The 23,722-nt window shown below is 33.6% G+C and carries 17 protein-coding genes; 10 read left to right on the forward strand and 7 right to left on the reverse strand.

The features are described from left to right. Nucleotides 1-17: 17 nt before the first annotated feature. The 6 genes from ABZP37_RS04790 to panC all read right to left on the reverse strand — a co-directional run bounded on the left by ABZP37_RS04790 (nt 18) and on the right by panC (nt 7,581). Nucleotides 18-1,520 (reverse strand): tetratricopeptide repeat protein, encoded by a 1,503-nt coding sequence (locus ABZP37_RS04790; protein WP_366186071.1) that lies wholly within the window; start codon nt 1,518-1,520, stop codon nt 18-20. A gap of 144 nt (nt 1,521-1,664) precedes the next feature. Further along, nucleotides 1,665-3,650 (reverse strand): biosynthetic peptidoglycan transglycosylase, encoded by a 1,986-nt coding sequence (locus ABZP37_RS04795; protein ID WP_366186073.1) that lies wholly within the window; start codon nt 3,648-3,650, stop codon nt 1,665-1,667. Between the two features lie 155 nt (nt 3,651-3,805). Then, nucleotides 3,806-4,213 (reverse strand): hypothetical protein, encoded by a 408-nt coding sequence (locus tag ABZP37_RS04800; protein WP_366186075.1) that lies wholly within the window; start codon nt 4,211-4,213, stop codon nt 3,806-3,808. 455 nt (nt 4,214-4,668) lie between these two features. After that, nucleotides 4,669-6,030 carry a DNA repair protein RadA gene (gene radA / locus ABZP37_RS04805; protein WP_366186077.1) on the reverse strand — a complete coding sequence of 454 codons (1,362 nt, stop codon included), beginning with the start codon at nt 6,028-6,030 and terminating at the stop codon, nt 4,669-4,671. Nucleotides 6,031-6,337: 307 nt separating this feature from the next. Continuing rightward, nucleotides 6,338-6,688 carry an aspartate 1-decarboxylase gene (gene panD / locus ABZP37_RS04810; RefSeq protein ID WP_366186079.1) on the reverse strand — a complete coding sequence of 117 codons (351 nt, stop codon included), beginning with the start codon at nt 6,686-6,688 and terminating at the stop codon, nt 6,338-6,340. A 14-nt stretch (nt 6,689-6,702) separates the two neighbouring features. Next, on the reverse strand, nt 6,703-7,581 hold the full coding sequence (gene panC, locus ABZP37_RS04815; protein WP_366186081.1) for a pantoate--beta-alanine ligase: 879 nt from the start codon (nt 7,579-7,581) through the stop codon (nt 6,703-6,705). A gap of 78 nt (nt 7,582-7,659) precedes the next feature. Between panC and ABZP37_RS04820 the strand changes: the two genes are divergently transcribed. The 6 genes from ABZP37_RS04820 (at nt 7,660) to ABZP37_RS04845 (ending at nt 17,095) form a co-directional block, all read left to right on the forward strand. After that, nucleotides 7,660-8,466, forward strand: a complete 807-nt coding sequence (locus ABZP37_RS04820; RefSeq protein ID WP_366186083.1) for a glycogen/starch synthase — start codon at nt 7,660-7,662, stop codon at nt 8,464-8,466. A gap of 18 nt (nt 8,467-8,484) precedes the next feature. Beyond that, complete coding sequence (locus tag ABZP37_RS04825; protein WP_366186085.1) at nt 8,485-10,041, forward strand: DUF4270 domain-containing protein; 1,557 nt, start codon at nt 8,485-8,487, stop codon at nt 10,039-10,041. Nucleotides 10,042-10,050: 9 nt separating this feature from the next. Beyond that, complete coding sequence (glmS, locus tag ABZP37_RS04830; protein WP_366186087.1) at nt 10,051-11,895, forward strand: glutamine--fructose-6-phosphate transaminase (isomerizing); 1,845 nt, start codon at nt 10,051-10,053, stop codon at nt 11,893-11,895. A gap of 304 nt (nt 11,896-12,199) precedes the next feature. Further along, complete coding sequence (locus tag ABZP37_RS04835) at nt 12,200-14,974, forward strand: TonB-dependent receptor (RefSeq protein WP_366186088.1); 2,775 nt, start codon at nt 12,200-12,202, stop codon at nt 14,972-14,974. Between the two features lie 248 nt (nt 14,975-15,222). Next, nucleotides 15,223-16,734, forward strand: coding sequence for a F0F1 ATP synthase subunit beta (atpD, locus tag ABZP37_RS04840; RefSeq protein WP_366186089.1), 1,512 nt, complete (start codon nt 15,223-15,225; stop codon nt 16,732-16,734). Between the two features lie 79 nt (nt 16,735-16,813). After that, nucleotides 16,814-17,095, forward strand: coding sequence for a F0F1 ATP synthase subunit epsilon (locus ABZP37_RS04845; protein WP_366186091.1), 282 nt, complete (start codon nt 16,814-16,816; stop codon nt 17,093-17,095). A 505-nt stretch (nt 17,096-17,600) separates the two neighbouring features. Here the strand turns inward: ABZP37_RS04845 and ABZP37_RS04850 are convergent. After that, nucleotides 17,601-20,276, reverse strand: coding sequence for a reprolysin-like metallopeptidase (locus ABZP37_RS04850; RefSeq protein ID WP_366186093.1), 2,676 nt, complete (start codon nt 20,274-20,276; stop codon nt 17,601-17,603). A 217-nt stretch (nt 20,277-20,493) separates the two neighbouring features. On the opposite strand from ABZP37_RS04850, the gene ABZP37_RS04855 reads away from it, so the two are divergent. The 4 genes from ABZP37_RS04855 (at nt 20,494) to bioB (ending at nt 23,680) form a co-directional block, all read left to right on the forward strand. Then, nucleotides 20,494-21,426, forward strand: coding sequence for a bifunctional riboflavin kinase/FAD synthetase (locus ABZP37_RS04855; RefSeq protein ID WP_366186094.1), 933 nt, complete (start codon nt 20,494-20,496; stop codon nt 21,424-21,426). Nucleotides 21,427-21,537: 111 nt separating this feature from the next. After that, nucleotides 21,538-21,987 (forward strand): hypothetical protein, encoded by a 450-nt coding sequence (locus ABZP37_RS04860; RefSeq protein WP_366186095.1) that lies wholly within the window; start codon nt 21,538-21,540, stop codon nt 21,985-21,987. Between the two features lie 78 nt (nt 21,988-22,065). Next, a complete protein-coding gene (locus ABZP37_RS04865) occupies nt 22,066-22,503 on the forward strand; it encodes a hypothetical protein (RefSeq protein ID WP_366186097.1) in 438 nt (145 codons plus the stop codon). Nucleotides 22,504-22,594: 91 nt separating this feature from the next. Further along, the gene (gene bioB, locus ABZP37_RS04870; RefSeq protein ID WP_366186098.1) at nt 22,595-23,680 is read left to right on the forward strand and encodes a biotin synthase BioB; all 1,086 of its coding nucleotides are present in this window, start codon (nt 22,595-22,597) and stop codon (nt 23,678-23,680) included. Nucleotides 23,681-23,722: the final 42 nt, after the last annotated feature.

Raw genomic sequence — 23,722 nt, forward strand, 5'->3', positions numbered from 1 at the left:
TGGTAGAAACCAAAATATTATTGTTTGATTAATTTGAAAGTTTGTTTAGACGTTCCTTTTTCAATTGTAAGAAGGTATAATCCAGTAGGAAGTCCAGTAACTGTAATAGTTTTTCCAATTGCCATTCCTTCACGAACCAAACGTGATTCAATATTGTGTATTTTGAAACGGAAATCTGATGAGTCAAAATTGTAAACTTCAAAATCGTCAATAGCTGGATTTGGGGAAATATAAGGTGCAGATGTTGGGTTTTTTATACTGTTGGTTGTTGACGTAAATTCGCTAGCTTCAACTTCGCTGATGATTTCAATTACCGTGTTTTTTTCTATTTTATGGTTTGACACTAATAGGGTTTTGTCAGTATGTTGATCTGTAGTAGGTGTACAGGTTTTTTGGATTAATTGTTCTAGATTTTTGAGATAATATTTTTTTTCATAATTTAATTCTCTCGATTTTTGAAAGTAACCGCAAGCCTTCTCTTTTTGACCTAGATCATAATAAATAACACCTAGGTATTTATTCGCAATAGAGTTTTTATCATTAATTTTTAAAGCTTCGTTCAAATCAGTAATTCCTAATTCTGTTTGTCCTGTCTTATGATAGGCGAGTCCTCTAATGGTTCTTGGGTCACTTTCTGTTATTCCTCTTTCGTACTTGTAGAGGTTTTCTTCTTTTAATAAGGCAGTATTAATATGTTCAATTACTTTGTCATATTCCTCTAACTCCAAAAGTGTGCCTCCTAAGCCCCAATTAGAAAAAGGATGTTTTGGACTTTTTTTAAGAACTTCATTATAATAATGTATTGCTAATCGATATTGCCCCGTTCGGTATAAATAGGTGCCCAAATTATTAGTATAACGAAGCTCTTGTGGATAGGTTTCAATGGCTAATAAGTGGTGTTTTATGGCTTTGTTTGCCATTCCAAAATTAGCGTAGATGTGAGCCAGATGATCATAAGCGTTAGCTAAGGTCTTATTTATAAATATGTTTTTTTCCGGTGGCATTTCTGTTCTAGTACTTTTAAATTTCTCAAAAGCATTTTTAATCTTTAAAAAATCATATTCAGCTAATATGAAATTTTCTAGTTCAGTATTCAAATAAGCTCTGCTGAATATTAAACTTGTATTATTAGGTGTCTTTGCTAGCTTGATATTTATACTATCAAGTCTGGCTTCTTTTCCTTTAACGTACTGTTTCGTTTTGGTGGTGTATTCTGAGAAGTGATTGGTTTGTTTGATGAGCGTTCCATGATCAAATACCCATGTAGTTTTAAGTTTTCCTTCACTGTTGGTCAGGGTTATATTTCCATGGTATTTAGTTTGTTTATCAAGATAGACTGCTTCTTTGATGCCGCCTACATTGTGATAAGTCTTTATACTGTCCACTTGTTTGTTGCTGTCAAACCACATTTCGTGGGCAATCAGTCCATTTTGATGATAGCTTTTTTTAACAAATTTAGATTGCGCTGTAAGGAAAAGCGGGGTTAAAATTAAAAAGCGGATAAAGTATGGTTTTCTCATATTGGTGAAGCAGTTTTTATAGTTTTTAAAAATACTATAAAAATCAATTCAAATACACATCAATGAGAATATTTTCTTACGGTCTTTAAATGGATTAAGGAAATATATAAGCTTAGTCAAAAAAACTACCTATAAAACGTTAGTTTATTTTTTGATTTTAGACATAATTGGTTGTGGTGCTAATTTTGAAATAAACAATGAATCGACTTTAATTGAATCCTTGACTTTTATCCTGATTAAAGATCTCGCAGAACCTGAGATAATCACGGGCTGTGATTTGTAAATGGTATCCTCAATAGTCAATACGCCTCTTTTAATCATGATGTTGGTTAGGAAGGATTCTACTTTTTTAGAGGAGTCTTTTAAGTTTCCATCGGTATTAAAATGGTACATAAACTTATTTGGACTTGGGATAATTCTAGCCAAATACAAACATTCATTTAACGTTAAATCAATAGGCTTTTTTTGGAAATAATACTGACTCGCTTCACCAATACCATACACATTTGGTCCCCATTCGATAATATTAAAATAGACTTCCAACATGCGTTCTTTACTCGAAATTCTATTGTTTTCTAATAAATAGACCAATAGAATTTCTTCTAATTTTCGTGACAATGTTTTTTCACGAGTAAGAAAAACGTTTTTGACTAACTGCATACTAATGGTGCTGGCGCCACGGGAAAATTTCTTGGTCTTAATGTTTTTTACAATAGATTGTTTAAAGGCTTCATTAATAAAACCAAGATGATTGAAAAAGGATGGGTCTTCAGATGTCAAAACACATTTTTGTAAATAAGGCGAAATTTGATCTAAAGGCGTGAAGTTTGGGTTGCCAGTTCCCACCAAAATGGGACGTTGTAAAACATCCTTTATGATAGCGCGGTATGTAAACTCACCATTAATTTTGTTTAAGTTGGCTTCACCATATTTGGTGATTTGCAAGTTTTCTTTTTTAAGATTACTGTCAAATGCCAATTGATCAGGCTTGTTTTTATTGAATTTAAAATTCAATTTATAGTCAAAATCACCCGTAGCTTCCATTCCTTCAAAATGAGTAAATAATCCATCAGGAAGTGAAGTAATAAAGTCTTGGGTTTTCATTTTTGCAATAGTCACTTTGAGTCTGTAAATAGTGTCCTCTTCGGTATCGTAGGACAAATACGGATGCAGTTTTATTTTGTTTAATTGAACAGTAGAACTGCTGTCTATCGAAATAAAGTCAGATCCGAAAAGGAAACGGTAGTCAAAACGAGCGTTTTTTATAACCACATCTTTTCTAGCTATTTTAGGATGATTGATTTTTAAATTAACGATGGAGGCAAAACCATCTAAATGAAATTCACCACTACTTTTTTCTATATTTTGAATGTTTAAACGAATGGAATCAAAGCTGGAAATAAGGTTGTAACGTTCGTCAAAGTAAGGTAATTTAATAGCCCCAGAATCTAAATTGAAGAATCGGATGTCTGCTTGCTTATTTCGTGGATCTGCTAATCCTTTGATTTTCCAGCGTTGTGCAAAAGTATTGGTTTGAACATGAATAGCTGTTTCAAGATTTTTGTTGATAAGAACTAGTTTTTTGATGTCAATAGTTGCCTTTTTTCCGTTGTCATCGATTTTGAAAACTAGTTTTTCGATCTTCATGTCGGTTGGGACCAAGTTTAAAAGTTTAGAAATGGTTTTATAGCCAAATGAAGCATAATTTAATTTGTCTGTGATGGTAGTTTCTGTGCTGTCTTTTTTTATAAATGCAGCAAAATTTTTCCTTTTTCCTTTTTGGGTTAATTGTACGTAACCATTATTTATTTTTAATGTTCCAAGTTGAACCTCACCCAGGAATAAATGCCAAAAGTTAATGGTAGTTTCAATCTTTTGAATGTTAAAAAGGGTATCTGCATTCTTTGGAGCAAGGACAATTTTGGTCAATTTTATGCCAGATAAACCTTCAAAAGAGCCTTCTTTTATCGTGAAATTACAATCGTATTTGATGCTCGCTTTTGCAGTTGTTTTGGATAAGAGTTGTTGTAATAGCGAATTTCTAAAACTAAAAAGACCAATGATTGCAATGATAGTTAAGGCGATAACTATTCTTAAAAATATAAATGTCTTTTGTTTTAGCGTTTTCATGAATTATAGAACATTTCTGTATGAAGCTAAAGTAATGACTTTTTTTAACTCATCGATTATCTATCTCTAAAGTTTAATAAACTTTGCTTTAGGTACAAAAAAAAACTACAATAGAAGTTGTAATTCTTTTGAACGAGTATTTAAAAACGAAGTAATTAATTATAGAATTTTTTAACTTGTGCTACAATCTGATTAGGCGTCATGCTATCTGCAGTTTCAACTAATTTCAGTTTACTGGCAATATCAGTTTTTTCTTCATTTATTTTTTGTTGTAATTTATTTTTGGTTTCGGCTGGGCCAAAAATATACAGTTCATCTGATTCTTGAAGTGAAGTAATAACGTCCTTGAGGTAGGTATTGGTTTGGTTCTTTTTTCTTTCGTCAAATGTTTTTTCAGAATTCACATGTTGATTTCCGAAGAAAGAACCTTTGTTTCCTTCATTGTCATGATGTACAGGGTTTTCTATGTCTGATATAATTTCAGTTATAGATTCATTTTCGCCTTCTAGTGTTACAATGATTGCTTTTTTTGAGTCTATCCAAATGCCAGTTTGCTTTTTCATTATTATGGGTTTTAGTTAGTTAATAATTTTGATATGTGATACTTGTATCGTAGTTATTGAAAAACAACATTTAGCGGTTTAGTTCTCGCTTTTTGTGTTTCTTAATTCGTTTGAACCCCAATCGCTAATAATAATCAATTTTAAATTTACAGGTAAATACATAAAAAGAATGTGTTTTTAGAAAGGATTCTTGGGTTTAGCGATTCTCTTTATTTTAATAAAAACATATTTTTTCAAATGAGGTGTCATGATTTAAATTTTCACCAATTTGTTAGTAAAAAGGATCTATTGTTTCGATTCTTGGTTTTACTTTTGAAATATTTTAAAGAAGAAAATGGCTTCTTATAAAGATACAAAATAATAACAATAATAAATCGTTATTTGATAATTAAATATTTAATTATCAGTGATTAAGGAGTCAAGTAAGGTGTTTTATATTGCGTAATATTCTGTTTTTATCCAAACAACATACTTGCCACATCTTCGATTTTGGCAACCAATTCAATTTTAATTCCTGTGTTTTTCGAGGCTATTTTATTGTATTTGGATACAAAAATAGTCGAAAAGCCTAATTTTTCGGCCTCTTGAATGCGCTGATCTACTCGGTTTACAGGTCGGATTTCGCCCGATAAGCCCACTTCGCCAGCAAAGCAAAAGCCTTTGTTAACCGGAATGTCTTCGTTAGAAGATAAAATGGCCGCAACAACAGCTAAATCAATAGCAGGATCGTCAACAGAAATCCCTCCGGTTACGTTTAAGAAAACATCTTTGGCACCTAATCTGAAGCCCGCTCTTTTTTCGAGAACGGCTAGAATCATATTTAATCTTTTGGCGTTATAGCCTGTAGTGCTGCGTTGCGGTGTTCCATAAACAGCTGTGCTGACTAAAGATTGAATTTCGATCATCAATGGTCGCATTCCTTCAAGTGTGGTGGCTATGGCGGTTCCTGATAATTCTTCGTCTTTGTGTGAAATTAAAATTTCAGACGGATTGGAAACTTCACGCAATCCGCTTCCTAGCATTTCGTAAATTCCGATTTCGGCTGTGGAGCCAAAACGATTTTTTAGGGAGCGTAAAATACGATAAACATGATTGCGGTCGCCTTCAAATTGAAGCACGGTGTCGACCATGTGTTCAAGAATTTTGGGACCAGCTATGTTTCCGTCTTTGGTGATGTGGCCAATCAAAATCACGGGAATATTAGATTCTTTTGCAAACTTAATCAACTCGGCGGTGGTTTCTCGAATCTGGGAGATGCTTCCTGCGGTAGATTCTATGTAATCGGTATGCAGTGTTTGTATGGAATCGATGATGACGATTTCGGGTTTGATGGCTTCAATTTGTTTGAAAATATTTTGTGTTTTCGTTTCGGTTAGAATGTAGCAGTTGTCGCTGGAATCGGTGATGCGTTCTGCCCGCATTTTGATTTGTTTTTGACTTTCTTCACCAGAAACATACAAGGTTTTGTAAGGTAATTTTAGTGAAATTTGTAGCAACAAGGTACTTTTACCAATTCCGGGTTCGCCTCCCAAAAGGGTTAAGGATCCAGGAACCAAACCACCGCCAAGAACACGATTCAATTCGGCATCGGTAGTGTTCATTCGAACTTCTTGAGTCGAATCAATTTCGGTAATCTTTAAAGGTTTTGAGGCTCTATTGGTTGGAGTTGATTCACTTTTCCAAGCTACTTTTTCTTGTTTTTGAATGATTTCTTCGGCTATGGTATTCCATTCTTTGCAGGAATTACATTGTCCTTGCCATTTGGCATATTGTGCTCCGCAATTTTGACAAAAAAAAGTAGTTTTCACTTTGGCCATAGCTTGAAATTAAATCGTTGTTTAAGGTTTCAAAAATAGCGTAAAAATAAACGATTTCATAGGGAGAGAAATGGTTTTGTTAATTATTAACCTTTTGTGAAATATATCGATTTGTGTGGGTATTGCGTGAGGGATAGTAGTGGAAATCCTTTTATAGTATGGAGCGATAGCGGGATACTATAAAAGATTGTAACGAATAGCCCGACCCGCTTTTTTTGGCGGGGCACGCCCAAAATTATTATATATTATACAAAAAGGAGTCTGCTTGGGTAAACAGACTCCTTAGAATATAATTTTATGAAGCTAATTATGTTAGCGAATTGTCTTTTTCATTTGGGAAAATAATCCAAGGGTTGAAGGTTTTCGCCTCTTCAAAGTCCAAAGTAGCATAGGATATGATGATGATGATATCGTCTTTTTGAACTTTACGAGCTGCTGGTCCATTCAAGGTGATTTCACCTGAATTTCTTTCACCTTTGATGGCGTAAGTGTCAAAACGTTCTCCGTTATTAATGTTCACGATGGCTACTTTTTCTCCTTCAATGATGTTTGAAGCTTCTAGTAGTGTTTCATCAATTGTAATACTGCCAATGTAATTTAAATCGGCACCAGTTACTTTTACGCGATGAATTTTTGATTTTAGTACTTGAATTTGCATGGCGCAAAAGTAAATTATTTTAGTGAAATTGTATCAATCAAACGTATATTATTAACAAAAACAGCTATAAATGCGCGATAATTTTTATCTTCTAATTTGTCAATACATGGCAAAAGCGTTTCTTCTTCAGCAATTTCAAAATATTCTAACTCAAATGTTGCGTTGTTGTTAAAGGCTGATTGAACCCACTGATTTACTTCATAAGCACTTTGGTTTTGAAATATTTCTTTAGCTTGAATTATAGTTTGATAAATCATATTTGCTTCATCTCTTTGTTGCGATGTAAGGCGTTCGTTTCTTGAACTCATTGCAAGTCCATTGGTTTCTCTATGAATAGGGCATCCTACAATTGTGACTGGGAGCATGCTTTTTTGAGTCATTTTCTTGACTATTTGCAATTGTTGAAAATCTTTTTCGCCAAAATAAGCATTAGTCGGTTCAATAATTTCGAACAAGCGTTTTACAATTGTGCCCACTCCGTCAAAGTGTCCTGGTCTGAACTTGCCCTCCATTTGGTTTTCTAATCCGTCAAAATCAAAAGTTTCTGAGTTGGTATTGCCTTCGTATATGTCTTCAACGGAAGGAGCGTAGACGATAATTTCGGGATTTAATCCGTTGATTTTTTCAGTATCTTGTTCTAACGTTCTAGGGTATTTAGAAAGATCTTCAGGGTTGTTGAATTGTGTTGGATTTACAAAAATGCTTACAACCGTATGTTGATTTTCATTCAATGATTGTTGCATCAAAGAAAGGTGTCCTTGATGTAATGCTCCCATGGTAGGAACAAAGCCAATAGTTGTGTTTTTGTTTTTGAAAGACTTCAAATAAGTCATCAAAGCTGCTTTTCCGTAGAAAATTGGCATGGCTGTTTTATTAAAATTAACTGCAAACATAATATTTTAGTTAATAACTGCATAAAATTTCGTAATTTTGCATGGTTTTTATTGCCAATAAATAAAGCAAATTACAATATGAAAGACAAGAGGATATTATATGTATCATCTGAAGTGGTGCCTTATCTTGCTGAAAATGAAGTTTCTTTGATGTCTTACGATGTTCCGAAGATGGTAAATGATCAAGGTGGACAAATCAGAATTTTTATGCCGAGATATGGAAATATTAATGAAAGAAGACATCAGTTACACGAAGTAATCAGACTATCTGGGATGAATTTAGTAGTGAATGACTTAGATATGCCATTGATTATCAAAGTAGCTTCTATTCCAAAAGAAAGAATTCAGGTGTATTTTATTGATAACGATGAATATTTCAAAAGAAAAGCAACTTTTGCTGATGAAGACGGTGTAATGTATCCGGATAATGACGAACGTGCTATCTTTTTTGCTAAAGGTGTGGTTGAAACTGTTAAGAAATTAAATTGGGTTCCAGACATTATACATGTTCACGGTTGGATGGCAGCGATGCTTCCGGTTTACATGAAGCATTATTACAAAAATGAGGCTTTGTTCTCTGAAACAAAAATTATAACATCAGTGTATGGACAGTCTTTTGAAGGTAGTCTTGATGCAGAGATGATTAATAAAGTAAAACTTGATGGAGTTCCTGAAGAAGCTATTTCAGATTTAGTGACTCCTGATTATGAAGGTGTTATTAAGGCTGCGGTTAAGCATTCTGACGGTGTTATAATCGCTTCAGAAAGTCTATCAGCAAGTTTAACAAAATTTATAGAATCATCGGGTAAACCTTTTTTACCTTTCGTGCCTAAAGATGCATTTGCGGAAGCATATAGCAATTTTTACAATAGCGAAAATCTATAATTAATTTTAGTATCAGATATGTACAGTAAATCTTTTTTGAAAAAAGTCCTTATAATATGTAGTATTGTTTTTTTGTATTCTTGTGATAAAGATTATAATTCAATTGGCGGTGACTTAATTGGTGGTAATCACTTTGATTATGCAAAGTACCCTTCTGAAGTAGTGGCGTACAATCAAAAATTAACGGCGATACAATCTAATAATCAAACTATAAATCCATTAGGGATCTATGAAGATCCTGATTTTGGAACGACTACTGCAAATTTTGTTACGCAATTATCTTTAGTAACTGTTAGTCCAACTATTGGTGTTAGTCCTATAGTAGAAAGTGTAGTGTTATCCATCCCTTATTTTGTAGATAATACTCAAACGGTTGCTAATAGTAATGGTGGTAATGATTACGTGTTGGATTCTATTTATGGAGATGTGAATGCGAAATTGAAGTTAAGCGTTTTTCGTTCAGGTTATTTTTTAAGAAATTTAGATCCAATAGGAGGTTTTGTAGATGCGCAGAAATATTATACAGATCAAAATTCGGTTTTCAATAATGTGAAAGTAGATGCTAGATTAAATGATGATGTTGTAGATGTAGGTCAAAATGATGCCTTTTTCTTTGATAAAACACAGCATTCTGTAACGACTATCGTTGATGGTGTAAGTACAGTTACTTATTCTGTTCCAGCTATGTCGTTGAAGCTTAATAAAACGTATTTTCAAAATAAAATTGTTGATGCTGTGGCTTCTGGGAAGTTAGCTTCGAACGATGTTTTTAGAGATTATTTTAGAGGTTTGTATTTTCAAGTTGAAAAATCAGGTGCTAATACATCCAATTTGGCGATGTTGAATTTTGCTGGTGGTACCATCACCATTAATTTCAAAGAAGGAGAGACAGGTGCCAGAGTTGATAATTCTATAGTACTTAACTTAACAGGTAATAGTGTAAGTTTATTGGAGCAATCAGATACTAAAACAAAATACTCAACAACCACTAATGCAGCAAATGCTACTTTAGGAGATAGTAGATTGTATGTGAAAGGTGGTGAAGGTGCAATGTCCGTTGTTACTCTTTTTGATAGAGGTGATTTGGCTACAATCAAAGGTAATGGATGGTTAGTTAACGAGGCTAATTTAATTTTTTATGTTGATAATTCTTCTTTTACGGGAGTTTATAAACCGCAACGTTTGTATTTGTATGATTATACTAATCACAGGCCACTTGTTGACTATTACTATGATGTAACTTCAGGAACAACTTCTAAAAATGGTAAAACTACTTATGGAGGAATGTTAACAAAAGACGCTTCGGGTAATAGTATTTATAAGTTTAGAATAACTAATCATGTTAGGAATTTGATACAAAAAGATTCAACAAATATAAAATTAGGTTTGGTAGTAACAGAGAATATTAATAATATTACTTCAGCGAAACTAAAAACAACAAATAGTACTCAGGCTCCTCAGGCTTCAGTGATGAATCCTTTAGGGATTGTTTTATTCGGGAATAACATTCCTATGGGAGATCCGAATTATGATAAGCGTGTGAAATTAGAAATTTATTATACAAAACCAAATTAATCTAAATATATGTGTGGAATTGTTGGATATATAGGTCATAGAGAAGCATACCCTATTATTATAAAAGGGTTAAAGCGTTTAGAGTATAGGGGTTATGACAGTGCAGGTGTCATGACTTATGATGGTAATGATATAACGATTTGTAAGACTAAAGGTAAAGTTGCTGATCTTGAAGCTAAAGCTGATAAAGAATGTAACAATGGTTCTATTGGAATTGGCCATACTCGATGGGCTACTCATGGTGTTCCAAATGATATCAATTCACATCCGCATCTTTCTAATTCGGGTGAATTAGTTATTATTCACAATGGAATTATTGAGAATTATGCACCATTAAAAGAAGAATTAATAAAAAGAGGATATTCGTTCAAATCTGATACTGATACTGAGGTTTTAGTGAATTTAATTGAAGAAATTCAAAAGAACGAAAAATTAAAATTAGGAAAGGCAGTTCAGTTAGCTTTAAATCAAGTGGTGGGTGCTTATGCAATTGCTGTTTTTGATAAAAAAAAGCCTGACGAAATTGTTGCTGCTCGATTAGGAAGTCCGCTTGCGATAGGTGTTGGTGAAGGAGAATATTTTATTGCTTCAGATGCTTCTCCTTTTATCGAATATACCTCTAACGCGGTTTATTTAGAAGATGGCGAGATTGCTATAATTAAGAAAGATCAGCCTTTAAAAGTTCGTAAAATATCTAGTGATGCTCCTGTGGACGCTTATATTCAAGAGTTGCAAATGAATTTGGAACAAATTGAAAAAGGCGGTTACGAGCATTTTATGTTAAAAGAGATTTATGAACAGCCTAATGTAATCAAAGATACTTATAGAGGAAGATTGCTTGCGGATAAAGGTATTGTCCAGATGGCTGGTGTTGAGGATAATATTGAAAAATTTTTAAACGCTAACCGTATTATTATTATTGCTTGTGGAACGTCATGGCATGCGGGGTTGGTTGCAGAATATATTTTTGAGGAATTTGCACGTATTTCTGTAGAAGTAGAATACGCTTCTGAATTTAGATATCGTAATCCAATTATTAATAGCAATGATGTGGTGATTGCCATTTCTCAATCTGGTGAAACCGCTGATACTATGGCGGCTATTAAATTGGCAAAAGAAGCAGGTGCTTTTGTTTTTGGTGTATGTAATGTAGTCGGTTCTTCTATTTCAAGAGAGACTCATGCGGGTGCTTATACCCATGCAGGTCCTGAAATTGGTGTTGCTTCTACAAAAGCATTTACAACGCAGATTACAGTGTTGACAATGATTGCCCTTCGTTTAGCTAAAGCTAAAGGGACTTTGTCACAATCAGATTTTCACCGTTATTTATTGGAGTTAGAGTTGATTCCTGAAAAAGTAAAAGAAGCTTTAGAAACAAATAAAATTACTGAAGAAATTGCTGCAACATTTAAAGATGTAGCTAATTGTCTATATTTAGGTAGAGGGTATAATTTTCCAGTAGCATTAGAAGGGGCGTTGAAATTAAAAGAGATATCATATATTCATGCCGAAGGTTACCCGGCAGCTGAAATGAAACACGGACCCATTGCTTTAATTGATGAACATATGCCAGTAATTGTTGTGGCTCCTATTCAAGGTCACTACGATAAAATTGTAAGTAATATTCAAGAAATAAAATCTAGAAGCGGAAGGATTATTGCAATTGTTACTAAAGGCGATACGGAAGTTAGAAAATTAGCAGATTATGTCATTGAAATTCCCGAAACGTCAGATGCATTATCACCATTAATAACTACTATTCCTTTGCAATTATTATCTTATCACATTGCTGTTTTAAGAGGTTGTAATGTAGATCAACCGCGTAACTTGGCTAAGTCTGTCACGGTGGAGTAGCATTTTAGATGTTAGAATATAGTATTTATTGCTTAAAAACATTAAGAGATTCCCTTATAAAAGGGGATCTCTTTTTTTTTGGTGATTTTTATGATAAATTAAATTTATTTGCCAATATTTTATATGCACGCATACAAAATATTGCTTTTTAACGAAATATCACTATTAAATTCAAAAAACATATTGTGTGTTTGTTATTGTTCTTCTTTTTTTATTGTGATATTTTATTTTTTTTAACATTTTTTTTTGAAAATAGTAATAAATAAAGTAATTTAGAGTCAGTAAATTCTTAAAACCTTAACCTATGAAAATTAAATTGCTTTTTACTGTGTTATTTTTTACTTCTGTCTGTATTGCTCAGAATTCAATTTCCGGATTGGTTACTAGTGCGGATAATGAGAATCTTTTTGGTGTTAATGTTAAAATCGTTGGAGATAATTCTGGTACGGTGACAGATAGCAATGGGAAGTTTGTGTTGAAATCTAATAAAAAATTCCCATGGAAGGTTGAGTTTTCTAGTGTTGGTTTTGAGTCAAAAAAAGTAAATGTTGATTCAAATAATCAAAATGTTAGTATTGTACTCAGCGACGAACATAATAAATTAGATGAAATTGTTATTTCGGCTTCTAGGACACCAGAGAGAATTATCGAATCGCCAGTGACAATTGAAAGAATGGGGACGGCAGATATTAAAAAATCTGCATCTGCTACCTTTTATGATGGTCTTGAAAATCTAAAAGAGGTTCAGATGAATACGAGTAGTTTGACCTTTAAGTCTATAAATACCCGTGGATTTGCAACTGTAGCCAATACTCGTTTTATGCAATTGGTGGATGGTATGGATAATTCCTCTCCTTTACTAAATTTTGTGTTAGGGAATATGATTGGTGTTTCTGAAATTGACGTTCAAAGTGTAGAGTTATTGCCTGGAGCTTCTTCTGCTTTATATGGTGCAAATGCTTTTAATGGGATTATGTTTATGAACAGTAAAAGTCCGTTTAATAGCCCGGGGATTTCTACTTATTTAAAGTATGGTCAGACTAGTCAAAAAGCAGCAGGTAATAATAGTTATTATGATTTTGGAATTAGAATGGCTCATGCTTTTGATAAACATTTTGCAGCTAAATTTAATTTCACGCACATGGAAGGTACTGATTGGTTTGCTACAAATTACGATGATAGAACTGTGCAGGGTAGAACAAGAAGTCATCAAAACTACGATGGTGTGAATGTGTATGGTGATGAGGTTAGTCAAGCTTTATCAGCTGTTGGACTTAGTAATGTTTCCAGAACAGGTTACAATGAAACAGATTTGACTAACAATAAAGCAAGTAATACTAAAGTAGATTTTGCGTTGCATTTTAGACCACTTGGTGATGAAAGATTAGAAATTATTTGGCTTAGTAAATTTGGTTTAGGAAATGCAGTTTATCAAGGAGCAAATAGATATTACTTGAATAACTTTTTTATGCAACAACATAAACTAGAAGTGAAAGGGAAAAACTTTTTTGTGCGTGGTTATACAACGTCTGAAGATGGTGGAGAGTCCTATGATATGCAATTCACAGCTTGGAACGTAAATAGAGCTTGGAAATCAGACAAAGATTGGTTTACTCAGTACGCGACTACATATGCACAGGCTATGGGAGGAGCATTTGGTGCTGCCAATGCAAATGTAACTAGTGCTAATTCATTGGCGCGTACAAATGCAGATACTGGAAGATTAATCCCTGGAACTCCTGCTTTTATTGCAGCATTCAATAAAGTAATTGCGGATCCAGATATATTAACAGGTTCTAAACTTGTAGATAATTCAAAAATTTACCATTCGGATGTTAATTACAATTTAAAAGACCTAATAAAATTTGGAGAAATTCAAGTAGGTGGTTCTTATAGACTTTATTCCTTAAATTCCCATGGTAGAATTTACACTGATGCAAATGGAAAAATTGATTATAGAGAGTATGGTGTGTACACACAATTACAAAAGAAATTTATGGAAGACAGAATGAAGTTTACTGGTTCTATCCGTTACGATAAAGCACAAAATTTTTCTGGTAATTATTCCCCTAGAGTATCTTTAGTTTATGCTGGTGGTAGTGAAAAACAACATAATTTTAGAGCATCGTTTCAAACTGGGTTTAGAAACCCAACAACTCAAGATCAGTACATAGGTTTTAATGTTGGTCCAGCAGTTTTAGTTGGGTCTGCACCAGATAATTTAACTAGATATAATGAGGTTTTGCCGATAACAGGTGCTGTAAGTCAGCTTTTGGCTAATGGAGCAACTGTTGCAGTAGATGGTAATAATGCTTATTATAAATCTTATACAAAGTCTTCTATAGACACGGGGAATCCCGCACTGTGGAAAAAAACCAATGTAGGCTTGGTTAAGCCAGAAGAAGTGAAAGCATTTGAGTTAGGGTACCGTTCGCAAGTAAAAGGAGTTTACATAGACTTGAATGGTTACTATAACATTTATAATAATTTTATAGGTAATTCAACTGTGTTAGCGCCGCTATATGGCGTGGTGCAAGATGCTCCGGCTACCCCTAATGCTACCAATTTATTTACAGATACTGGAGCGCAATCAGTTCATGCGATTTCAACAGGAAATTATAGAGCTTATCAAATATATACTAATACACCATTAACAATTAATTCGTTTGGTGTTGGGGTTGGTTTGTCTAAAAAAATGTTTGGGGATTATGATTTTGGAGTTAATTATAATTACGCACAATTTGATTTTGACCAAGCACAGGATCCAGGTTTTGAGGCAGGTTTCAATACTCCAAAGCATAGAGTAAAAGCTACTGTTGGTAATACGAAACTTTTTAAAAATTTCGGATTCAATACAAGTGTAAGATGGAATGAAAGCTATTTATGGCAATCAACAATGGCTGATGGGATGATTTCTGCAGCAACTGTTGTAGACGCACAAATTAATTATGGGTTGCCAAGTTTAAAATCTGTTGTTAAATTTGGAGCGACAAACATTGGAGGTAAAGAATATACCCAGGTTTTAGGAGCTGGATCAATAGGGCATCAATATTTTGTTTCTTGGACACTTAATCCATAAAAGTAATTTTGACATATGATAGTTAAAACCACCTCCTTTTAAAGCGAGGTGGTTTTCTTTTTTGAGTAAATTCGTTGTATTTTATGGTGTGATAAATGATTCATTAAAAAAAGGAACTTTTTTATATAAAAAATTATTGATTTTTTGTTTTAAAAAAATTATCTTTGCAATCTGAAAAAACAGTCAATCAATATTTTTGGTTGTTTGTATTCATAAACCTAATTAGCTATTTATTAAATACATAAGTAATGTCAAGAGTAATAGGAAAAGTTGCGCAAATCATTGGTCCAGTAGTCGATGTAGTTTTCAACGGTAAAGATGTTGAACTTCCGAAAATTTATGATTCATTGGAAATCATAAAAAAAGATGGTACTAAATTAATACTAGAAGTACAATCTCATATTGGTGAAAACACTGTTCGTACCGTATCTATGGACTCAACAGATGGTTTGAGTAGAGGTTATGAAGTAGTAGGGACAGGAAATCCTATCCAAATGCCAATTGGAGCAGATGTTTACGGACGTTTGTTTAACGTGGTTGGAGATGCTATTGACGGATTGCCAGAGTTGCCTAAAACAGGTGAGAATGGAATGTCAATTCACCGTCAAGCGCCAAGATTTGAAGATTTATCAACTTCGTCAGAAGTTTTATTCACAGGAATCAAAGTAATCGATTTAATTGAGCCTTATGCAAAGGGTGGTAAGATTGGATTGTTCGGTGGTGCAGGTGTTGGTAAAACAGTATTGATTCAAGAGTTGATTAACAATATTGCAAAAGGTCACGGTGGACTTTCAGTATTCGCAGGAGTAGGTGAAAGAACTCGTGAAGGTAATGACTTACTTCGTGAGATGTTAGAGTCAGGTATTATTAAATACGGTGAGGAATTCATGCACTCTATGGAAAATGGAGGATGGGATTTGTCTAAAGTAGATTTACCAGGAATGAGAGAGTCAAAAGCTACTTTCGTTTTCGGACAAATGAATGAGCCTCCAGGAGCTCGTGCTCGTGTAGCATTATCTGGATTATCTATTGCAGAATATTTCCGTGATGGAGCAGGAACTGACCAAGGTAAAGATGTATTATTCTTTGTTGATAACATTTTCCGTTTTACACAGGCAGGTTCAGAAGTTTCAGCACTTTTAGGACGTATGCCATCTGCGGTAGGTTACCAACCAACATTGGCAACTGAAATGGGTGCTATGCAAGAGCGTATTACATCTACAAATAAAGGATCAATTACATCAGTACAAGCGGTTTATGTACCAGCGGATGATTTAACTGACCCGGCTCCAGCAACAACATTTGCTCACTTAGATGCTACAACGGTATTGTCACGTAAGATTGCTGAGTTAGGTATTTATCCAGCAGTAGATCCATTGGATTCTACTTCTCGTATATTGACTCCACAAATTCTTGGTGATGAGCATTATGACTGTGCACAAAGAGTAAAAGAGATTCTTCAAAAATACAAACAATTGCAAGATATTATTGCTATTTTAGGTTTGGAAGAATTGTCTGAAGAAGATAAATTAGCTGTTTCTAGAGCACGTCGTGTTCAACGTTTCTTATCTCAACCTTTCCACGTTGCTGAGCAATTTACTGGATTAAAAGGAGTTTTAGTTGATATCAAGGATACTATCAAAGGATTTAATATGATTATTGACGGTGAATTAGATCACTTGCCAGAATCAGCTTTCAACCTTAAAGGTACAATTGAAGAAGCTATCGAAGCTGGAGAAAAAATGTTAGCAGAAGCTTAATAATAAGTTATGAGTTATGAGTTATGAGTTTTTCAGTAAACTTATAGCTCATAATTTATAATTCATAACTCAATAAATTATGATTTTAGAAATTGTATCACCAGAGAGGTCTTTATTTCAAGGAGAAATTACTTCAATATCTGTTCCAGGTGTTGATGGGAGTTTTCAAATTTTAAATAATCACGCACCTATAGTTTCTATACTTCAAAAAGGAATAGTAAGTATTAATGCTTCAAGCTTTATGTTTAGTAAAGAATCAAATGATTTATTTACTAAAGTAAGCGATCAAAATTATACTTTAGCTATTTCTTCAGGAACTATTGAAATGAAAGATAATAAAGTAATTGTTTTAGCAGACTAAAATAATTAACTGAATTTTGATATTAAAAGCCCTACTATTTGTAGGGCTTTTTGTTGTTTAAGGTGTGTCTCCTTATGCCAAAGTATGGCTTAAGCTGGATTATGCCATTTGTGTTTTATGTCTAGAGAGTAAGAGTGATTCGCATTTGTTAGGTTGTGTGTATTAAAAGGTTTGTTGAAGAGTAATATGTTCTCGACTTTGTTTATTTTGATAATAGCCAAGTCAAGAAACAAACGCAAAGACTAAAAGGTGTTGTTATCCAAATGAGGTGATTAGTATGAGGAGTTGACAAGTAATACCAATAATGTTTGTAAAATTGTTCAATTGTCAGTTCGCACACAGTCGAGAATTGCTATTACTTCTCGACTGCGCTCGATGTGATAAAAATTAGATTGGACTATGCGGTTTTGGTGTAAAATAACTTTTTCATGGGGATCTTACTGCCAAAAAAAGCCGTGCTTAAGTATGAGCCGGCTATTCTTTTGATTGATTGTGTCTTTTGAAATTAATTCACAATGATTTTCTTTATTATTTTTTTATCACCCACTATTAATTGTAAAAAGTAAATTCCTGATTGCGCATTAGGGATTTGTATGTCTTTCTCAAATAGTTCTGTTTGTGGGAATTCTTTTCCGAGTACTTTTCTACCAAGTGCATCGAGTATTTCTATTCTTATAATACTGGTAGAATCACTTTCAAATTTAACTTTGAATTTACCATTGTTTGGGTTTTGATAAAGAGTGAAATTTAGAATCCTAAATTCAGGTTGTTTTAGTGTAAAGGTCTTAGTGCAAATTGTAATTGATGCGGAGTTTAAAGTTCCAGTATCGTCTGGGTATGCGTCTCTAATTCGGAAGGTCCAGTTTCCTTCAGGATTCTCTCCATTAAAAGCGGATAATGCGCCAAAAGGAGCCACTGTTTGTAGTGTGCTTAGCCCGCAACTTAAATCGGAGCCCGAGTCATCATAAGCTAATGATAAAGTTCCATTGGTATCGCTGCAACTTCTATTAAATAATTTGACAGTTGTTCCTCTAGGGCTTACAACTTCCATTTGTATGTCGGATAAAAAAGCATGTGTTAGTCCAACTTTAAAATTAATGTCTGAAACCTCACCTTCTGTAGCCTGATGAGTTATTGTTCTAGTGGTGTAGGTTGTGCTTTGTGCAATCGTGAAAGGGGTAGAATAGGTGTAATTATTACAAGAATAATCTATTGTGTATCCAATTGAAAATGCTTGGCTATTTAATGCATAATAGATGTTATTTGTTGGTTCAATTAGTAGTCTGCAGTTTTTCTCAGTTATATTAGGGACTGTAATGATTTGGGACCCATCATTTGGAGTACTTGAAGCAAGTGTTATTGGGTAAGTTACACCTCCGTCAATAGAAAGTTTAATATTGACATTTGTAGAACCGGGCAAATTGTTAGAATTGTTTACTGTCCAATTGATTGTTTCGTTTGTGCCCTGTGTCCAAGTTAAGTTTTCAGTATTTTGTGAACTTATAGAAAATGGTCCTTCTGTTCCGCTAACTGTTACAATCATCTCGTCAGAGTTTGTTTGCGCTGTTCCTAATGTGGCATTATCTCTACCAGTTAACACAAAATGAAGTGTTCTGGCCACATTTGAAACAGATTCCCAGCTGCTAGTTAGTTTATTAGCTAAAACATTGTTAAAAGGAGGCATGTATCTAGTTGGGTTGGTTGTAGGGTATAGGGATCGGAATAAAGGACCGCTATTTTTAGTAGTAAGAGCAAAGCTATTGGCTTGACTAGCACCATTGGATGCGGAATCATTTTGTTCCCAACAGTAAGTAATAGCATCTCCTTCGGAGTCAGAACCTGTTCCTTTTAAAATAAATGCGGTTCCTTTTGGAATGGTATAATCAGTTCCAGCATTTATTGTTGGCGGATTATTGGTGATTGTAGCGCTTACTGGACAGGATTTTGTACTTAAGTTATTTTGTATTTGTGAAATACTTGCAAATGAAAAGTAATCATCAGAGTTTGCTTGAATATCATAATCATCTGTTACACCAGCATATCCCATAATAGTAGATCCGCTTCCTGGCTCAACATTTACTCCCGTATCTTCAATTTCATGTGAAAAAGTATGATTTGCACCTAGTTGATGTCCCATTTCGTGGGCTACAAAATCAATGTCAAAAGTGTCTCCTTGGGGTTTTCCGTTGCTAGGAGAGGTATAGGCGCTCCCTTTTCCGTAAGGATTACTTGGGCTAGGATTATCGCAAACACAACCAATACAACTTGCATTTCCACCTCCTCCAGATCCTCCAAATAGATGTCCTATATCATATTCGCTATTTGTAATAACAGTTGTTAGAGTGTTTTGTAGTTCTAATGCCCAGTTTTCAAGTGAATTGGAGTTTGAATAGGGGTCGCTTGCTGCGTTAGTATATATTATTAAATCATTATTGGCTATAATGTTTAGTTTTACTGCTAAATCCCGATTAAATATTGCATTTACTCTTGTCATCGTTGCATTCATGGCGGCTAATGCACCTTCTTTTGTGCCACCATGATAAGTGGTATATTCTCCAGTACACGACAAGGCTAGTCGTAATGTTTTGAAAATCGTAGTATTCGATGAAAGCTTAGCTGTTTGACCTAATAGTTTTTTGTTTAATGCAATGTCTTCGGTTTTACAACTAAATGGAAGGCTTCCTTTGCTTCTGCTTTTTGAAGAAAATAAAATATATTTCGATTGTTCTTCAGGGTCAGATTCTATGAATTCAGTAGTAGTATCTGTTCTCAAAACCATAGTCTGGATTCCTTTTGGAGATATGCTAAAGTGCAATTTTGCTTTTTTATCTGTAATTCCTTTTCCTTCGTATGCTCTTATTTCGGGATATTTTGATTGTAGTTCAGGTTCAAAATTTGAGTATTCTTGTATTAAATACGTTTCTAAAACCCCCTCAATATTGGGTATAGTGATTTCAACGGCTGATTTTTTGGCTGTTTTGTTGTCTAGCTTTGTTAAGTATTGTTTTAATAATGGTAAATCAAGTTCAAAAAATAATTTTTTGTCGATTATTGATTCTACGGTATTTTTATTTGAAATAGTTGAAGGAGTAGGATTTACTCTTTTCCAAGGTGATTGATTTTGGGCATAAAATTGTAAATAGCTTGTAAAGACTAGTAATATTAAAGCATATTTTTTCATAATAAATACAAATATAGTAAATCAAAAATAAGGGATTTTAATTTAAAATATTAAACTTGAGCTCTTTTTAAATGGTATTTTCAATTGTTTTAGTAAAACAATCTTTTTCTTTAACTAAAAAGTAGAAAACCTTTATAAAAATAAGCCAAAATCAATTCTTGAAACGACTACAATTAAAATAGATATTATAAATTTGCAATACCATAAAACAATTACATTGAAGATTTTTCATTCTATAAAAGATTTTAATTCCTCTAAGAAAACAATTTTGACTTTGGGTACCTTTGATGGGGTACATATAGGTCATAAGAAAATATTGGAGAAATTAATTCAGAGTACCCAAAATAAGGAATATGAAAGTCTAGTGTTGACTTTTTTTCCACACCCAAGAATGGTACTTCAAGAAAAATCTGAAATTAAATTACTGAACACTATTCCGGAAAAAGTAAAGTTGTTAGAGGCAATAGGTATTGAGAATTTAGTTATACATCCCTTTGATGAAAGTTTTTCACGATTAACAGCCGAGGAATTTGTTACGACTATTCTAGTGGATCAATTTCGAATTCATAAAATCATCATCGGTTATGATCATCGTTTTGGAAGAAACAGAACGGCGGATATTGATGATTTAATAGGTTTTGGTGAAAAATATGGTTTTGAAGTCGAGCAAATTTTAGTTCAAGAATTAAATGATATTTCTGTTAGTTCTACAAAAGTTAGGAAAGCTATTGGTGAAGGGGATATTAGTCTTGCTAATAGTTATTTGGGGTATGATTATTTTTTGACAGGTTTGGTTTCTGAAGGAAAACGTTTAGGACGAACTATTGGCTTCCCTACCGCCAATTTAAAAATTAAAGAAGACTACAAGCTGATCCCTTTGAATGGGGTATATGTAGTAAAAAGCATTCTTAATAATGTAACTGTTTTTGGATTGATGAATATTGGTTTTAATCCTACCATTGGGGAGAATAAATTGTCAATCGAGGTTCATTTTTTAGATTTTGATGCTGATTTATATGATCAAGAAATTGAGGTCGCATTTTTGCATTATATTCGAGCCGAACAAAAATTTGATTCTTTTGAGTTGTTAAAAAGGCAAATTGAAAAAGACAAAAATGCGGCGCAGGCTTATATTAAAAAATTGCAGTAAATAGCAAAAGAATTCTTCATTCGTTCTGTATTTATTCAAAATTTTCCGTAAATTTGACATGTATTCCGTTGTTTATCAAAGAAGTATTTGTTAATTTTTAATATTATACAGATGAAAATATCAAAAGAATTTTTAAACGGTTTTCTGATTTTTATAGGTATTGGACTCTATTTTTTATTGATGGAGTTTGCGGGCTTATCTAATTTGTTCTATTTGCGTTTCTTTAATATCTTGTTCGTTTTTTACGGTGCCGACCGAACCCTGAAATCTAATTTTGCTGAAGGAAAGCTTCTTATTTCTGAAAATGCAATTTCGGCACTTTTCACGGCACTTATTGGTGTGTTCTTAAGTATTGTGGGGCTTATTGCTTATAGTTACTTACAAGGTGGGGATGAATTTGTACAAAGACTATCTAAGACTCTATTGTTTGGAGGAAACCCTTCAATTATGACCTATTCTATCTCATTGCTTTTTGAAGGAATTGTTTCCGCTGTAATTGTTACTTTTATTTTAATGTTAAGTTGGGATAATCGGTATGTTTCGAACAAGAATCACAATTAATGTTTTATAACTTCTAGCTCGGTTTTTTGTAGGTTTAAGATTATTTTTGTTTTATTTTTATTTAAAAAAAAAGGAAATATGAGAGTTTCAAAGGAAATAATAAATGGAAGTATCATTTTTAGTGGAATTGCTCTTTATTTTATGCTAATGAACGTGTTAGGGTATGCGGATTTGTTTTATTTGCGACTTTTTAATGTTCTTTTTGTTTTTTATGGAGTGAATAGATCTATTGAGATGAATCTTTCAGAAGGTAAAAAAAAATTTATTGAAAATGCTACATCAGCTATGATTACCTCGGTCATAGGGGTGGTTATGAGTGTTGTTGGACTAGTGGTATATAGTTACATAAAGGGAGGAGATGCTTATGTTCACTCTTTGTCTAAAACTTTTTTATTTGGCGGAAACCCGTCAATTGAGGCATATTCTATTTGTCTTCTTTTTGAAGGAATAGCTTCTTCTGTTATTGTTACCATGTTGTTAATGTTGTACTGGAATAACCGTCTCTCTACGGATTAATGCTGTTGTTGTATACTATTTAGCTTTTCGGTATTTTAGATTGCTTCATTAGAACTATTTGACTACTTTTGGAGCTTTAAAAAACGTATCGATGAGTATCACAAAACACAATTGGACAAAAGAGGAAATTATAGCTATATACAATAAACCTATGATGGATTTGCTTTACGAAGCAGCATCTATACATAGAGAACATCATGATCCTAATGTTGTTCAAGTTTCAACATTATTGTCTATAAAGACAGGTGGATGTCCAGAAGACTGTGGGTATTGTCCTCAGGCAGCTCGCTATCATACGGATATAGAAGGAAACGACTTAATGAGTGTTAATCAAGTAAAAGCGCAAGCATTACGTGCAAAGTCCGGTGGATCTTCACGTGTGTGTATGGGTGCTGCTTGGCGTAACGTTAAAGACGGTCCTGAATTTGACCAAGTGTTAGAAATGGTCCGTACGATCAATAAATTGGATATGGAAGTATGTTGTACCTTGGGAATGATTACTGAAAACCAAGCACAACGTTTAGCTGAGGCAGGATTATATGCTTACAACCATAATTTAGATACTTCTGAAGATTATTATAAAGAAGTTATTTCTACAAGAGGTTTTGAAGACCGTCTTCAAACTATAGAGAATGTACGTAAAACCAATGTTACTGTTTGTAGTGGTGGAATTATTGGTATGGGTGAAAGTGTTGAAGACAGAGCGGGAATGTTAGTAGCGCTGTCTACACTAAATCCTCAGCCAGAATCAGTGCCTATCAATGCATTAGTTGCTGTTGAAGGGACCCCTATGGAAGAAGAAAAACCAGTTGAAATCTGGGAAATGATTCGTATGGTAGCTACCTCCCGTATTATTATGCCAGAAACGCAAGTTAGATTGTCAGCAGGAAGAATGAATATGAGTAGAGAAGGTCAAGCTATGTGTTTCTTTGCTGGAGCAAATTCTATTTTTGCAGGTGATAAGTTGTTGACGACTCCAAACCCAGATGTTGATGAAGACATGAAAATGTTTGAGTTATTAGGATTAAATCCTCAAAAAGCATTTACTAAAGTAACACAACCACAAACTGTAGAAGCAGTTGATTCTCAATATTCATCATTAGGTGAAAAACCAAAATGGTCTCGGCCAGGTCATGAAATTGAGAGAAATTTAGAAGCCTCTCAAAAAGGAAAATAATAAAAGATTAGAAACCGTCTCAAATTTGAGGCGGTTTTTTTA

This window comes from Flavobacterium ovatum, from assembly GCF_040703125.1.
In the GTDB taxonomy this organism is placed as follows: domain Bacteria; phylum Bacteroidota; class Bacteroidia; order Flavobacteriales; family Flavobacteriaceae; genus Flavobacterium; species Flavobacterium ovatum.

What these genes read in the sequence shown, in the direction of transcription:
- ABZP37_RS04800 (WP_366186075.1), bottom strand. Translation starts at nt 4,213, where the DNA reads ATGAAAAAGCAAACTGGCATTTGGATAGACTCAAAAAAAGCAATCATT.
- ABZP37_RS04850 (WP_366186093.1), bottom strand. Translation starts at nt 20,276, where the DNA reads ATGAAAAAATATGCTTTAATATTACTAGTCTTTACAAGCTATTTACAA.
- ABZP37_RS04845 (WP_366186091.1), top strand. Translation starts at nt 16,814, where the DNA reads ATGATTTTAGAAATTGTATCACCAGAGAGGTCTTTATTTCAAGGAGAA.
- ABZP37_RS04795 (WP_366186073.1), bottom strand. Translation starts at nt 3,650, where the DNA reads ATGAAAACGCTAAAACAAAAGACATTTATATTTTTAAGAATAGTTATC.
- glmS (WP_366186087.1), top strand. Translation starts at nt 10,051, where the DNA reads ATGTGTGGAATTGTTGGATATATAGGTCATAGAGAAGCATACCCTATT.
- radA (WP_366186077.1), bottom strand. Translation starts at nt 6,030, where the DNA reads ATGGCCAAAGTGAAAACTACTTTTTTTTGTCAAAATTGCGGAGCACAA.
- panD (WP_366186079.1), bottom strand. Translation starts at nt 6,688, where the DNA reads ATGCAAATTCAAGTACTAAAATCAAAAATTCATCGCGTAAAAGTAACT.
- atpD (WP_366186089.1), top strand. Translation starts at nt 15,223, where the DNA reads ATGTCAAGAGTAATAGGAAAAGTTGCGCAAATCATTGGTCCAGTAGTC.
- ABZP37_RS04790 (WP_366186071.1), bottom strand. Translation starts at nt 1,520, where the DNA reads ATGAGAAAACCATACTTTATCCGCTTTTTAATTTTAACCCCGCTTTTC.
- ABZP37_RS04860 (WP_366186095.1), top strand. Translation starts at nt 21,538, where the DNA reads ATGAAAATATCAAAAGAATTTTTAAACGGTTTTCTGATTTTTATAGGT.
- bioB (WP_366186098.1), top strand. Translation starts at nt 22,595, where the DNA reads ATGAGTATCACAAAACACAATTGGACAAAAGAGGAAATTATAGCTATA.
- panC (WP_366186081.1), bottom strand. Translation starts at nt 7,581, where the DNA reads ATGTTTGCAGTTAATTTTAATAAAACAGCCATGCCAATTTTCTACGGA.
- ABZP37_RS04820 (WP_366186083.1), top strand. Translation starts at nt 7,660, where the DNA reads ATGAAAGACAAGAGGATATTATATGTATCATCTGAAGTGGTGCCTTAT.
- ABZP37_RS04835 (WP_366186088.1), top strand. Translation starts at nt 12,200, where the DNA reads ATGAAAATTAAATTGCTTTTTACTGTGTTATTTTTTACTTCTGTCTGT.
- ABZP37_RS04825 (WP_366186085.1), top strand. Translation starts at nt 8,485, where the DNA reads ATGTACAGTAAATCTTTTTTGAAAAAAGTCCTTATAATATGTAGTATT.
- ABZP37_RS04865 (WP_366186097.1), top strand. Translation starts at nt 22,066, where the DNA reads ATGAGAGTTTCAAAGGAAATAATAAATGGAAGTATCATTTTTAGTGGA.